Origin of the sequence: Nostoc sp. JL23, from assembly GCF_017115065.1 — a bacterium.
Classification (GTDB): Bacteria; Cyanobacteriota; Cyanobacteriia; order Cyanobacteriales; family Nostocaceae; genus Nostoc; species Nostoc punctiforme_A.
The window spans coordinates 19,666-35,576 of the sequence record NZ_JABXKN010000042.1; the positions used below are offsets into that span (position 1 = coordinate 19,666).

4 protein-coding genes and 1 pseudogene are annotated in these 15,911 nt (G+C 41.6%); all 5 read right to left on the reverse strand.

Going from position 1 to position 15,911, the window contains the following annotated elements:
• Positions 1-381 precede the first annotated feature (381 nt).
• Positions 382-2,373 carry an ABC transporter ATP-binding protein/permease gene (locus HWQ42_RS08845; RefSeq protein WP_292811060.1) on the reverse strand — a complete coding sequence of 664 codons (1,992 nt, stop codon included), beginning with the start codon at positions 2,371-2,373 and terminating at the stop codon, positions 382-384.
• Between the two features lie 102 nt (positions 2,374-2,475).
• Complete coding sequence (gene proC, locus HWQ42_RS08850; RefSeq protein WP_292811062.1) at positions 2,476-3,297, reverse strand: pyrroline-5-carboxylate reductase; 822 nt, start codon at positions 3,295-3,297, stop codon at positions 2,476-2,478.
• 42 nt (positions 3,298-3,339) lie between these two features.
• Positions 3,340-4,446, reverse strand: coding sequence for a zinc-binding dehydrogenase (locus tag HWQ42_RS08855; protein WP_292811064.1), 1,107 nt, complete (start codon positions 4,444-4,446; stop codon positions 3,340-3,342).
• 59 nt (positions 4,447-4,505) lie between these two features.
• Complete coding sequence (locus HWQ42_RS08860; RefSeq protein ID WP_292811066.1) at positions 4,506-5,303, reverse strand: hypothetical protein; 798 nt, start codon at positions 5,301-5,303, stop codon at positions 4,506-4,508.
• A 39-nt stretch (positions 5,304-5,342) separates the two neighbouring features.
• Positions 5,343-15,874, reverse strand: a pseudogene (locus tag HWQ42_RS08865) (amino acid adenylation domain-containing protein); the annotation flags it as partial.
• Positions 15,875-15,911: the final 37 nt, after the last annotated feature.

A 15,911-nucleotide genomic window follows, 5' to 3' on the forward strand; every position in this document is an offset into this window, starting at 1 on the left:
AGCTAGGAAAGTTAAGAAAGTTAAGAAAGTTAAGAAAAAACTATTTAATAATCATCAACTTAAGTAATCAAGGTCATAGTAATTTTATTTGATTATTGAACAAGTAGGGGTGGTTTCTCCGAGATGATCAGTAGTAATTAATAACATTTTTAAACCCGCCCCTACTTTTGCCTGTTTTCTTTGCTGTTAATTTCTTTCATACATAATTATATTTAATAATAAACCAGATTCCTATACACACCAGTTATAAGTTATTAGTGAACAACAAAAACCCCAATTTTTTAAAAAAGTCGGGGTTCTGAGCAAGGACAACTTTTACAAATCAAAATAGAAGACTATTCTTTCACAGGTGATAATTCAACTGAACAGATTGTCTAACCGCTAAACTCTCAGCCATTTCAACACACTTGAGTTCTTGTCATAGCGGTACGTCAACCCATCCCTAGTAATAACAGAATCTCCTTTGCTTGCCTTACTTCTAATAGTGCTAATGGAATAGTTAGTTAATTCACTTATTTCCTTATGAGTGAGCTTTTCACTTGTGGTTGTTTCTGTCAATATTTGAGATTGATTTTGCAACTCATTATTAGGCGCGCTTTGAATATTTATTGCTTTTTGATTTCGATAATCTTGCACAGTCACAAGTTGCCAACTGGAATCTTGTGAAAGTTCCAAAACCCATTGATGATAATCAAACAGGCTTTCCCGATGCCCAACACTGATAAATGTTGTTTTCGTCGATTGTAACTTTTGATATAAACTTCCTTCATTTTGCAAATCTAAAGCACTCGTTGCTTCATCCAATATAGTAAAGCTAGGATGAGTAACTAACAGTCGTGCAAAAGCCAAGCGTTGTTGTTCTCCTATCGATAATATATTCTCCCAAGGAACTTCTGTATCAAAGCCATCGACTCGACTCAATAAGTTTTGTAGGTTGACCTGTTGCAAAACTTCTTTGAGTTCTGCATCAGTCATTTGACGACTGGTATTAGGATAGAGCAATTGTTCGCGCAAAGTTCCCAAAATTATGTAAGGACGTTGGGGTAAAAATAAAACTTCTTGTAATGGAGGTCGCACTAAACGGCCAGTTCCCGCATTCCACAAACCAGCGATCGCTCTCAATAAAGAACTTTTACCTCGACCACTTGGCCCAACAATCAATAAACCTTCTCCAGGTTGAACAGACAAGGACAAGTCTTCAACGATTACTTGTTCATAGTTAGGCGTTTGTAAGGTAACATTCTCAAAAGCAAGATGGTTTTCTTCTATTATTTTAATGGTGCTTACATTCTCCGGTTGTTTGGTCACTTCTTCTAACGCACTCGAAAACTCAGCTAAACGCTCAACGTAACTCGAAAAATTTCCAGAACTGCCAAATGCAGTTATTAGTTCTCCCAAAGCAGTAGCAAACATAAAGCTAGCTACACTAGCTTGTCCAACTTGTCCGAAATCAATTTCACCTTTAATATACAAAGGCGCAAGTATGAATAACATAAAAAGTTCTATAGCAACCTGATATGCTCTGTTAAAAATGTCTCTATTTCTCTCCCAATCAATCTTGCGTTTAATGTTTATTATCAATTTACTAAATCGGCGTTCAATTATATTTGATTCTTGTTTTTCTCCCCGAAAAAAAGCTATTGATTCAGCGTGAGTGCGAACATGAGTTAGGCAGTAATTATAGTCAGCTTTAGATTCAATTTCTGCTTGATTAATACTATTTAATTCCTGATTTAGGTAGACAGCAATCAAATTGCCCATAATCGTGTAAATAACCAGAGCAACAGCAATCTGTTGGGAAATTGACCAGATAATTGCTGTAAAAGTTATCATTTCCAGTACTTTTTCTAGAAAAGTAGCTGAAAAATAGAGGACATTACTGGTAATTGGTTCAATCTCTTGGGATAAACGTTGATCTGGGTTATCAATATCAGCTTTAAAATTAATTTTATAATAAGCACGATTGCTTAAATATTTATCTAAAATCTGATTATTAAGCCATTTGTACCAATCAAGAGCAATTTGTTTTCTAACAAATTTAGAAAATCCTAATAAAAGCGTTACCAAGACAAGTCCAGCAGCATAAAAGGATATAATATTAACAAATTTAGAATAATCTTTTTCCTGAAGTATGATATCAACTATGTAGCGATTAATAAAACTATTAAAAGCAGTTACACCTACAAATGCAATTATTAGCAATATTAGGAGAATAAGCATTCCCCATGCACGAATTACGTCTGAGAATGCTCTTTGTCCTGGCTTTGTTGGATACCAGTAAGGCCCAGCAATCACTTTGGCATTTTCCCAGAATTGGATAAAATCTGAAAAAACATTCTTTGAGGGTTGAGCTTGAACAACTTGGGTTGGCATATTTGAGAAATAAATTAAAATCTTTTATCAGCTTTAATACTTTTTAGTGTTGAATGAACAGTAATAAGTACCGAATAAGTAACCCCAATCAGCGCTAATTTTTTAACTGATATTACCTAATTGTTGAGTGCGGCTCAAAGCGGCAAGCACTGCATTAGAAATAACAGTTCGCATACCACCTTTTTCTAACTCGTAAAGACCAGCAGCAGTGACTCCCCCAGGACTTGTTACCTTGTTTCGTAAAACTGCTGGATGTTCATGAGTCTGAAACATCAGTTCTACACTACCAGCAATCGTATGCAATGTTAGTTCTTGGGCTTGTGTGCGAGTTAAACCCATCTGAACGCCAGCATCAATCATCGCTTCGATGTAGAGAAACACGAATCCAGTCCCCGCGCTACTCAACGCCGTTGCCATATCAAGGTAATGTTCATTTTGGGTAGTAAATTCCTTACCTAATGCTTGTAAAATGACTTGGGTATGCGATCGCTGTATCTCTGTCACACTTGATGATGCACTCCACACTGTAGTCCCATGACCAACTTGTAGTGCAATATTTGGCATTGTACGGACAACAGCAGGATGATTCAACCCTTGGCACAGAGATGAAATACTCGCTCCACTCACAATACTAATTACTAAAGCATTAGGTGGAATTTTATCCTTAAGCATACCCAGAACCTCTACTAAAACCTGCGGCTTCACCGCCAATATCACAATAGATGCGCCAAGAACCGCTTCTATATTGGAGGTTGTAGTACGTACTCCATATTCCCTTTCTAAATGAAGGCATCGCGCAGAAACTGGATCGCTGACTATAATTAGATCGGCTTTGGGAACAATTTTCGTTGATAACAATCTAGTAATTATCATTTCGCCCATCGTGCCACCGCCGATAAAGGCAATTTTTAAATCTGTGAGCATATTTTCTCCCGATTATCTAAGTCATTTGATATATTGTTGTCATTAAGATAAATTGGGCTGAATCACAGCTTTTAATACAGAGCCTTCCTCTACATCTGCCAGTGCTTGATTAATTTCTTGTAGTGTGTATGAACGGCTAATTATGCTTGACCAAGCAATATTTTTACTGGGATCACTATGACGTTTTAGTAATTCAATCATTCTGTAAAAATGGCTGAAATCAATTCCCCAAGTTCCGCGAATATCAATATGCTTTAGATTAATTTCTAGGTGTGGATTGATAAGAATTTCACCCGTGTTTGTGTAATGCCCGACAATAACATAGCGACCTCCATTTCTGGTCATATTCAAGCCCTCTTTGACAGCAATGGGAATGCCTGTGGCTTCAATAGTGACATCAGCACCGTGTCCGTTTGTCAATTCCAAAACCCGCTCAATATGTTGTCGTGGCTCATCAGGCTTAATTGCAAGGGTTTCATCTACACCGAAGGATTTTGCAACTACTAATCGGCTCTCAAATTTATCAATTACAATTACTTTGCCCGCACCTGAGAGCAAAGCTAGAATTGCCGCACTCAAACCCACAGGCCCGCAACCCTGCACCACGACGACATCACCAATTTGAATCTGCACTCGATCAATAGCGTGTAGTGCAGTTGGTAAGGCACATCCTCCAGCAATGAATTGTTTTGGTGAGACTTCTTCGGGTAGAGTTAGAACTTTAACTCCTGGTTTGAGGTAAATCAGTTCAGACCAACCACCCAGCAACCCATCTTTGGCTGAGTAGGTGACACCATAAACTTTGCGTTTTGGACAGCGAGTGGATGCTTTGGCTACTAGACAATACCAGCAGTTGTAACAGGTTTCGTGGACATCTAAAAAAGTAGCGATCGCTGCAGGCTGAATTAATTTACCATTGACATCACTAACTGCTCCACCTGTTTCCACCACACGACCAACTGAGAAGTGTCCGGGGATGATGGGATATGGTACTCCCTCTAAACGCCCATGTAATAAATGTACGTCAGTTCCACAAACCTCAGAATATAAGGTTTCAAGAATGATTCCACCCTTTTCCAGAATCGGCTCTGGTAATTGTTGGACTTCAACTGGTTGATTAGGTGCAGTCATCACAGCTGCTAAGGGCATGAATTATTTCCTCACTATGTTTACCAAATTGCTTCCTGCTTCTTAGTTATCTATCACATTCAAGACCACAAAATAATTTCACCGTTAGGTAGTAATCCGATCGCAGAAGTAAAAGTCACACGTTGTCCATCCATCGGTTCAACAGTGTGATAGTTGCGTGTATTGAAAATGAACACATCTCCTACATAAGGTTGGAAGCTGATCATGTCTGCATCTGCAATTACTGTATCACCATAGCCGTAGGAATCGAGTTTATATTGGTCATCTCCTGGTTGCCACTGGCGATCGTAAATGCGTGTTTGACCATGATTGTTTGGAGAAAATTTCAAGTACAAATTCCAAGAAAGTTGATTAATAACTGTACCAATTTCCCATTTTGATTGTTCTAATGGAGCATAATCAATATGAAGTTGAGTACCCTGCTCTATTTTTCTGATCAATCCTGCATAATAACTACCATAGAGTGGTTCCGAAGCAATTCGTACAGTCGCGCCTGTAAACTCTCGAATTTTCACCATTAAGCGTTCTAATGGATTAAAAGAGGCTGCCATAATGCAGTCTCTTAATTTAGTTGTGCGTTCTACTGCTTGAAAATAAGCTGCTTTACTAATGCGATTATATTCAAACACTGTGATACCAATTCGCTCAATCTTGGGATTCACATTTTGATAGCAGTCAAAGTTGAATAATTCAGCTTGATTGACTAACATCTCACACTCTTGGGATGTGGCGAATTCCCTTAGCCGAATTAAAGGAATTCGGTTTTCCAAGAGCATTCTTAAAGACTCTATAGTTAAAGGATACTCTTGCTTTTTGTCCCAAACCTTGGATTTAATCTGGTTAGAAGTAGCAGTCATGATACAGTTCCTTACATTAAAATTTGAACTCAAATGAACTCACTTAATATCTACGGGATGTTGGTTAGATAAAAACTTGATAGGCCAAATCTGATTATCATAATCAGGTTTATATTCATCGCCTCTAACTTCTTGTGCTTGCTCAATGCAAGCTTTCAACTGTTCCGCTAAGACTTGAACATGGGGCAGATTCATCATCGTCACATGATTACCTGGGACAAAATGGACATCCACTGGTTCGGCAGAAAATTTACTCCAGCCCCAGTGCAAATTCTGCAAAATCTCAGAAAGTACTTCACTATTAGATTCATCAACCTTGACGACATTCTCCTTGGCGCGTAAGAGGGTAATTTTAGTTGGATAAACCTCTTGTGGTACATAATTCACTACAGCGTTAGCTTTGAGCAGTTGCACCATATTATTAAGCTGCGTAATTTCATCGTCAGGAGGTAAGATATCAGCATTCTTTAACCTTTCTAGAACGTATTTCAGCTGATCTTCCCAAACCATCGATTGAAGAGTATCAACAGAACAATCCATCTTTTTACCGTAAACAACTTCGATTGTGTCTGCTAATTCAACTAACCATTTAGTGTTATCCAAATCAAAAGCTGATGGATTTTTCTGATGAAATGGTGCTGTAGTATCAAGAATGGCAACTAAAGCAACCTTATGACCTTTACGAAGTAACTGCTGCGCCATTTCAAAGGCTAATTTACCGCCAAAAGAATGCCCTGCTAAAAAATACGGCCCCTGTGGTTGAACAACAAAGAGTTCTTGAATATAACGGATGGCTACATCCTCAACTTGGGTAATTAGTTCTCCTCCTTCACTAGGAGCAATTGCTTGGAAACTGTAAAATGGTTGGTCTGAACCCAGACAACGGGCTAAATCATACAAATAAAAGGGATAGCCCGCAGCCCCAGGAAGACAAAATAAAGGTGGTTTAGAACCGTGCGGCTGAAGTATTACCAAGGGAGATCCACTCTTAGAATCTGAATCGAATGGTACAATAGTTGCCAATTGTTCAATAGTTGGATTTTGGTAAAGGCTGGCGATCGCAATATTTTTACCAAACTGCTGTTTAATTTGAGCCATTAAGTAAGGAGTTAAAAGAGAGTGACCACCGAGGTCAAAGAAATTATCTTTTACTCCCACCTTGTCAACTTTCAAAATTCTTGACCAGATTTGCGTTAGTTCCAGTTCTACTTGGTTGCGTGGAGCTACATATTTGTCTGAATTACTGCTGTGTAAATCCGGTGCAGGCAATGCACGGCGGTCTACTTTGCCGCTAGGAGTTAGTGGCATCTCTTCCAACATCACAAAAGCGCTTGGCACCATGTAGTCTGGTAGCTTTGCTTTCAGGAATTGCCGCAGTTCGCTGATTGTGGGTGTACAGTTCTGATGTGCTACCACGTAGGCAACTAGTCTTTTATCACCCGGAGTATCTTCGCGGGCGATGATACAACATCCCTCCACATCTCCATGCTGGCTCAGTACTGCTTCAACTTCTCCCAATTCAATCCGGAAGCCTCGTACCTTAACCTGATTGTCAATGCGCCCCAGGTATTCAATGTTGCCATACGGTAAATAGCGGGCTAAATCCCCTGTTTTGTAGAGGCGTGAATACCTGTCAGTGCTAAAGGGGTTGGAGATGAATTTCTCAAGTGTTAACTCTGGCCGGTTGAGGTAGCCTTGCGCCAAAGAGACACCACCAATGTGCAATTCTCCTGCTACACCCACAGGTACAGACTGTAGGTACTGATCCAGGATGTAAATTTGCGTGTTAGCAATGGGACGACCAATCGGAGGCAGTAGCGGCCAAGCCTCTACTGGATCAGCCAAAGTAAAAGTGATGATTACATGGCTCTCCGATGGCCCGTAATGATTGTGCAAAGTACAATCAGTTAGTTTGCTTAACCATTGAGAAATCGCGGGAGTAATCTGCAACTGTTCCCCAGCAGTAATGATTTCCCGCAGATGACTATTAACTAACTCACTACCAACAGCGACTTCAGCTAGTTGCTGTAAGGCAACAAAGGGAACAAACAGTCTCTCAACAGCTTTTTCTTGGAGAAAACCTAACAAAGCTGAGATATCTCGGCGCAATTCCTCCGTAATTAAGAACAATGTGCCTCCCGAAAACCAGGTAGAAAACATTTCTTGGAAGGAGACATCAAAGCTAATAGGAGCAAATTGCAGCGTTTTTGCTCCAGTGGAAATTGTATTATTTTGCAGTTGCCACAGAATCAAATTGCAAAGAGCAAGCTGATTCATGGCTACACCTTTAGGTTGGCCTGTAGAACCAGAGGTATAAATTACATAAGCCAAATTAGTTGCTTGCACAATAGAGATGAGATTATCCTGACTCGACTGAGAAATCACTTGCCAGTCAGTATCCAAAAAGACAAGGTGAGCTTGATGCTGAGGTAATCTGTCGAGGAGTGAATGTTGGGTTAGCAACACTGAAACTTGAGCATCTTCTAACATGAAAGCCAAACGCTCTTGAGGGTAGTTTGGATCGAGTGGCACATAAGCCCCACCAGCTTTGAGAATTCCTAACAGTCCCACAACCATCTCTAGCGATCGCTCTACACAAATGCCTACCAGCACATCTGCGGACACTCCCAAAGACTTCAGGTAGTGCGCCAACTGATTTGCACGACAGTTCAATTGGTCGTAAGTCAGCTGTTGATTTTCAAACTCCACCGCCACTGCATTGGGTGTACGCTCTACTTGTTCCTCAAACAACTGATGGATAGATTTATCACGGGGATAATCCACCTGAGTATTGTTCCATTCAACTAATAACTGCTGTTGCTCTGTCTGTGACAGCAAAGGCAATTGCGAAATCCGCTCCTCTGGGTTAGCAACAATTCCAGAGAGCAATGTTATAAAATGTCCAGTCATCCGTTCAATTGTGCTGGCATCAAATAAGTCAGTGTTATATTCCCATACACCCACCAGTCCATTACCAGTGTTCTGTATTGATAAAAACAAATCAAACTTGGCAGTTGCGCTTTCTACTGGCAAAGAACTGATAGTTAAGTCAGCAAGCTCTATCTCAGACATAGGCACATTCTGGAGGGCAAACATGACTTGGAAAAGTGGTGTATGACTGAGATCCCGTTCTGGCTGCAATACTTCTACTAGCATTTCAAAAGGTAAGTCCTGATGAGCATAAGCATCTATTGCCATCAATCGAACGCGACCAAGTAATTCGTTAAAGCTGCGATCGCCTGATAAGTCAGCACGTAACACTAAAGTATTGACAAAAAAGCCAATTAACCCTTCAATTTCATTACGATTACGGTTTGCAATTGGCGAACCCACCAAAATATCTTCCGTACCTGTGTAGCGGTAAAGCAAGGTATCAAACGCTGCCAACAACGTCATGAACAAAGTAACCCCTTGCTCCTGGCTCAGTTTTGTCAGCTTATTGCTTAACTCAACTGAGAGTGCAAACTCTTGATGTCCACCAGCGAAAGTCTGCACAGATCCTCTGGGTCGATCTGTTGGTAGGGACAACAAGGCTGGTGCAGCTTTTAGTTGTTGTTGCCAGTAACTTAGTTGAGTTTGCAGTACCGAGCCTTGCAACCAATTTCTTTGCCAGATCGCAAAATCTGCGTACTGAATCGGCACTGATGTCAAAGGTGACAGATCACCTTGAGAGAAAGCGTTGTACAGTGCTGCTAGTTCTTGGATAAACACACCCATTGACCAGGCATCAGAGACAATATGGTGCATACATACACTCAAAACATGTTCTGTCTCGGACAGCACAATTAATGTTGCCCTAACTAATGCTTGGTTTGCTAAGTCAAACGGTTGACTAGCTTGTTGTTGCGCTAATTGCTGTGTAGCAATTTTTTGTTCAGTTGTTGATAAATGCTTCAAGTCAACTACTGTTACTGTCCAATTCGTTTGTGTTTGAATAAGTTGAGTTGGTTGTCCATTAACGGTTACAAAATTGGTGCGTAAGGCTTCGTGGCGAGCAATAATTTCATACAAGCTTTGTTCTAAGGCAACTTGATTAAGTGTTCCAACTAGACGCAAAGCCATAGGAATGTTGTATATGGCACTGTTTGGCTCGAACTGGTCTAAAAACCATAAACGCTGTTGAGCATAAGACAGTGGTAATTCTGCATTCTCTGCCCTTGGTAAGATGGGTGGGGAAACCAGTTCTAAGTTTTGTTGCTGTAATTGCCTAATCACTTGCGCCAATTCGGCAACTGTTTTTCTGGCAAAGAACTCACGCAATGGTAGTTCCACTTTGAAAATGTTGCGGATACGTGAAACTAGTTGCGTTGCTAGTAGTGAGTGCCCTCCAAGTTCAAAGAAGTTATTATATATACCCACTTGGTCTACTTTCAGCGCTTGTGTCCAAATTTGCGTCAGTATTTCTTCAATTGGGCTACGCGGGGCGACAAAACTTATTTCCAGTCCCTCACGAGAGTCTGGCGCTTTCAATGCGCGACGGTCTACCTTGCCGTTGGGAGTCAGAGGTAAAGACTCTAGCATCACAAAAGCATGAGGTATCATGTATTGTGGCAGTTGACTAGAGAGGAAGGATCTTAACTGGCTGATTGTAGGTGAATGTTGTTTATGTCCTACCACGTAGGCAACTAAGCGTTTATCACCTAGATGATCTTCGCGGGCAATAACACAAGCTGTCTGCACATCGCCATGTTGGTTCAGTAATTCTTTAATTTCTCCCAACTCGATACGGAAGCCGCGGATTTTTACCTGATTGTCGATGCGTCCCAGGTATTCAATATTGCCATCTGGTAAATAGCGTGCTAAGTCTCCAGTTTTATATAAATTACTCTCTCCTGCTCCCTTAAACGGGTTGGGAATAAATTTTTCTTTTGTCAACTCTGGGCGATTAAGGTAGCCTCGTGATAAACCAGTACCACCAATGTGTAATTCACCTGGTACACCAATCGGTACTGGTTGCAGATATTCATCTAAAATATAAACCTGGACGTTAGCGATCGCCTTACCAATAGATATTTTATTGTCATCTTCAGTGCATTTTGCGATTGTGGCACAGACACTAGCTTCTGTTGGCCCGTAGGCATTGAAGAAGTTTCTGCCAGCAGACCATTGTCTGATTAATTCAGATGAACAAGCTTCTCCCGCTACAATTATTGTTTGCAGTGCCGACAGTTCCGACTCAGGCATAACTGCTAACGCCGATGGTGGTAGGGTAATATGGGTAATGCTGCGATCGCGTAATTGCTCAATTAATGGCTTCCCTGGCAGTAGAGAGTCTTTTGTTCCCAGATACAGCGTTGCACCTGACCCCAGAGCCATCAAAATTTCTGAGATGGAAGCATCAAAACTGAAGGAGGCAAACTGAAGAACGCGACTATCCGAAGTCAAGCCAAAAGTTTGAATCTGAGCTTGAGCTAGGTTGCATAATCCCTTATGCTCAACCATCACACCTTTAGGTTTACCTGTTGAACCAGAAGTGTAAATCAGGTTAGCTAGATGAAAAGCTTTGACTTCACTTGTTGGGTTATCTTGATTGTTTTGGGCAATTTGTTCCCAAGCTTCATCTAAACAGATAAGTTTTGCTTGATGCTCAGGAAGTCTGTCAATAAGTCGCTGTTGAGTCAACAGTATGGAAACTTGAGCATCTTCTAACATGAAAGCCAAACGCTCATTCGGATACTCTGGGTCAAGTGGTAGATAAGCTCCGCCTGCCTTGAGACTCCCCAACAGTCCCACCACCATTTCTATTGAGCGTTCCACACAAATACCCACCAGCGTATCTGGTTTTATACCCAAAGACTGTAAGTAATGAGCTAAATGATTAGCGCAACAATTCAATTGCTGGTAAGTCAGTTGTTGATTTTCAAATACTACAGCTATAGCATCCGGGGTACTCAAAGATTGCTCCTCAAACAACTGATGAATACACTTATCAACAGGATAATCTGCTTGAGTATTGTTCCATTCAACTAATAACTGCTGTTGCTCTGTCTGTGACAGCAAAGGCAATTGCGAAATCCGCTCCTCTGGGTTAGCAACAATACCTGAGAGCAATGTCACAAAATGCCTACTCATCCGCTCAATTGTGCTGGCATCAAATAAGTCAGTGTTATATTCCCATATCCCCACTAGTCCAGCACTTGAGTTGTGCATTGATAAAGTTAAATCAAACTTAGCAATTGTGCTTTGGGCGTTCAATGAACTGATAGTTAAACCAGCAAGTTCTACTCCAGACATGGGCGTATTCTGGAGGACAAACATCACTTGGAATAGTGGTGGATGGCTGAGATCCCGTTCTGGTTGTAATGCCTCAACTAGCATTTCAAATGGCAACTCTTGATGAGAGTATGCTCCTAGAGCTATTTGCCGAACGCGAGAAAGTAATTCGCTAAAACTGGGGTTGCCTGATAAGTCAGTACGCAACACTAAAGTATTGACAAAAAAGCCAATTAACCCTTCAATTTCGCTGTGTTCGCGGTTTGCGATCGCAGACCCTACTAAAATGTCTAACTGTCCTGTGTAGCGGTAAAGTAGGGTATCAAAGGCTGCCAAAAGTGTTATGAACAAAGTCACCCCTTGTTTCTGGCTCAGTTGTGTTAGCTGATTACTTAACTCGACTGAGAGGGCAAACTCTTGAATTGCGCCAGCGAAAGTCTGCACAGCAGGTCTTGGTCGGTCTGTGGGTAGGGACAACAAGGCTGGTGCATCTTTTAGTTGTTGTTGCCAGTACGAGATTTGATTTTGCAGTACCTCCCCTTGCAACCACTCTCTTTGCCAGATGCCAAAATCTGCGTACTGAATCGGCAGTGGTGTTAAAGGTGACGTTTCTCCTTGAGAATAAGCATTGTACAGTGCTGCTAGTTCTTGGATAAACACACCCAATGACCAGGCATCAGAGACAATATGGTGCATACACAATAACAATATGTGTTCTGTCTTAGACAGCACAATTAATGTTGCCCTGATTAATGCTCCCTCTGCCAAGTCAAAAGGCTGAATCGCTTGTTGTTGCACCAGTTGCTGTGTAGCGATTTCTTGTTCGCTTGGTGGCAGCTTTTCGCACTCAACAACTGAAACTGTCCAATTAATTTGTGCTTGAATGATTTGAGAAGGTTTTCCATCAACTGTGATGAAGTTTGTGCGTAATGCTTCATGACGATCAATAATCTCTTGAAAGCTTTGTTCTAAGGCAGCCCGATTGAGATTTCCCACTAGACGCAAAGCTAAGGGGATGTTGTATATAGCACTGTTCGGCTCTAACTGGTCTAAAAACCACAAACGCTGTTGAGCATAAGATAGGGGTAATTCTTCAGTCATCATCTTTTGCTCCTTGGTAGAATGCGTGGAACAGTTAGGTCTGAGTTTTGTTGCTGCAACTTCCCGATTGATGGCGCTAATTCAGCGATGGTTGGGGTGTTGAACAATTCGTGTAAAGGGAGTTTGACTTTAAAGCGATCGCGGATACGTGAAAGTACTTGTGTTGCTAGTAGCGAGTGTCCCCCAAGTTCAAAGAAGTTATCGTGTATGCCTACTTGCTCTACTTTCAGCACTTGTGACCAAATTTGTACCAGTATTTCTTCAATCGGAGTGCGCAAGGCGACATATTTTTCTGTGCCTTCACTGTGTAAATCTGGTGCAGGTAGGGCGCGACGGTCTACTTTGCCGTTGGGAGTGAGTGGCATTGACTCCAACATCACAAAAGCGTTTGGCACCATGTAGTCTGGTAGCTTTGCTTTCAGAAATTGCCGTAGTTCATTGATTGTGGGTGTATGCTGATGCGGCACGACGTAGGCAACTAAGCGTTTATCACCTGGGGTATCTTCGCGGGCAGTGACTACAGATGCCTGCACATCATCATGTTGGTTGAGTAATGCCTCAATTTCTCCCAACTCGATGCGGAAACCGCGAATTTTTATTTGGTTGTCAATGCGTCCCAGGTATTCAAGATTACCATCAGGCAACCATCTGGCTAAATCGCCAGTTTTGTAGATTCGTTCTTTTTTACCAAATAAGTTGAGTTCGATGAATTTTTCAGCTGTGAGTTTGGGACGGTTGAGATAGCCACTGGCTAAACCAGCCCCGGCAATACAAAGTTCCCCAGGAATGCCGACAGGAAGGAGTTGGTTTTGGTTGTCTAAAATGTAAATACGTACATTGGCAATTGGCTGTCCGATTAATAAATCGCCCGCTAGATCCCTTTTTCCAGTTGCTTCGTAGACACAACACCCGACAACCGCTTCTGTCGGACCATATTCGTTAATCAGGCGGGTATTGGGGGCATGAGTCAACCAGGGAATTATTTGGTTAGCGTGTAATGCCTCACCGCCTAAAACAAAGGCATTGACCCGATTCGGCATGGGATCAGGCTCAATTTGCTGATTGAGTATTTCCAGATGGGAAGGTGTGATTTTGACGAGCGATAGATGATTGTTTTGTTTAACAATGTCTGCTAGAAGCTGCAATTCTTGTTTTTCTCTTACCAAGATGGTGGTACGCCCACAAATTAGCGGGAGGTACAGTGATGTAATGGTTGCATCAAAGCTAAGAGAAGACTGCACAGGTGTACCTTGTCCTTCTGCTACTGCGTAGTAGTCTTTAGCCCAGTGTAAATAGTTACTTAAACCCCGATGCAGTAGTTGTACCCCTTTGGGTTGTCCTGTAGAGCCTGATGTATAGATTACATAAGCTAAATCATCGGGTTGACTTTGCCGACTGGGGTTCTCTGTAGATTGGTTGGCAAAGTTATCGTGATCTAAATACAGTATGGAAGGGTATTGGGCAAGAGTTTCTTTGTTGTCAGCCGCCAGTTCTGCGATCGCACTCAAGTCTTTGAGTTGACTATGGGTGAGCAAAACCTTTGCCCCACAATCTTGCAGCATGAAACGAATTCGCTCTTGTGGGTAGTTCGGGTCAATTGGCACATAAGCCCCACCCGCCTTGAGAATGCCCAACAATCCGACAACCATTTCTATTGAGCGTTCCACACAGATACCCACCAGCACATCTGCGGAAACTCCCAAAGACTTCAGGTAGTGCGCCAACTGGTTAGCGCGACTATTCAACTGCTGGTAAGTGAGTTGTTGATTTTCAAACTCCACTGCGATCGCATCAGGTGTACTCAAACACTGCTCCTCAAACAAGTGATGGAGACATTTATCTAGTGGATAATCTACTTGAGTATCGTTCCATTCCACTAATAATTGATGCTGTTCGGCTTCTGTCAGCAGGGGTAATTGTGAGATTTGCTGTTCTGGATTAGTAACAATTCCCTCAAGCAATATTTGGAAATGTCCTAACAAGCGAGTAATTGTTGCATCATCAAAGCGGCTAATATCGTAGTTAATCTTCACCAACAATTGCTTACCAACAGCAGCAATTACAGTCAGAGGATAATTAGTTTGTTCAATAGCGTGAATCTTGTCTATAGAGAAACTGTAATTGTGCGATGCCTTCGGCGGCTGGCTACGCACTGCCTCATCAACTGGATAATTCTCAAAGACAACAATGCTCTCGAACAAAGGCGTTCCTCTGTTGATTTCACTCTTACCTTGAATCTCCACCAATGAACTATATGAATATTGCTCAGATTCAACTTGTTGCGCCTGTAAATCCTTCAACAAAGTCAACACTTGGGTATCGTCTGAAACTTGAACTCGCACTGGCAAGGTGTTGATAAATAGTCCCACCATCGACTCGATACCAACAAGAGATGGCGGACGACCAGATACAGTAGCACCAAAAACAACATCAGTTTCTTGACTGTAGCGACACAGCAGTAATGCCCAAGTTGCTTGCACCAGATTATTGATCGTCAGTTGATGCTTCCGTGCAAAACTTTGGATTGCGGCTGTCGCTTGCACTGTAAGTTGAATTTGTTGTTCGCTATAGCTAGAATCTAACTTTTTCCGGTTTGATGATTGTTTTTTATCAACACTCAAAGGAGTGGGTGCGGTAAAACCTTGGAGTTTTTCTCTCCAAAATTGTTCAGCTTGGGCTAAGTCTTGTTTCTGTAGCCAAGCAATATAGTTGCGGTAGCTTTGAGTTGGTTGAATATCTAGAGTTTCACGCTGAGAAATTGTTTGATAAAAGTACAATAAGTCTTTGAAAACCAAAGGCATTGACCAGCCATCAAGCAATAAGTGATGAGAACTCCAAATAAATTGATAAGTATCTGCACTCAATTGAATGAGGCTCAGATGTATCAGTGGTGGTTGAGACAGTTGGAAACCTTGTTTTCGCTGTGAGTGCAACAAAAGCTCTAATTGCTGTTGTTGATCTTGTGCAGATAGCTGTTGCCAATCATGGCTGTTGAGCTTAACATCCACCTGCCGATACACTACTTGAAGTGGCTCGGCTAATTGCTCCCAAATAAAAGCAGTCCGCAAGATTGAATGCTCTGCTACCACTTGCTGCCAAGCTTGCTCAAATGCTGTCACATTCAACTTTCCACTCAAAGTTAAACTTAACTGCTGAAAATATACTCCTGAGTCTGGAGCGTACAAACTCTCAAACAGCATACCCTGTTGGGTTGGCGAGAGCGGGTAAATATCTTCAATATTTCGCCAGTTAGTTTTGCCTGATTGATTTTTGAATACTAAACTTGCCAACAGT

Excerpts from the sequence above, each read along its gene's own strand:
- HWQ42_RS08845 (WP_292811060.1), bottom strand. The coding sequence starts at position 2,373 with ATGCCAACCCAAGTTGTTCAAGCTCAACCCTCAAAGAATGTTTTTTCA.
- proC (WP_292811062.1), bottom strand. The coding sequence starts at position 3,297 with ATGCTCACAGATTTAAAAATTGCCTTTATCGGCGGTGGCACGATGGGC.
- HWQ42_RS08860 (WP_292811066.1), bottom strand. The coding sequence starts at position 5,303 with ATGACTGCTACTTCTAACCAGATTAAATCCAAGGTTTGGGACAAAAAG.
- HWQ42_RS08855 (WP_292811064.1), bottom strand. The coding sequence starts at position 4,446 with ATGCCCTTAGCAGCTGTGATGACTGCACCTAATCAACCAGTTGAAGTC.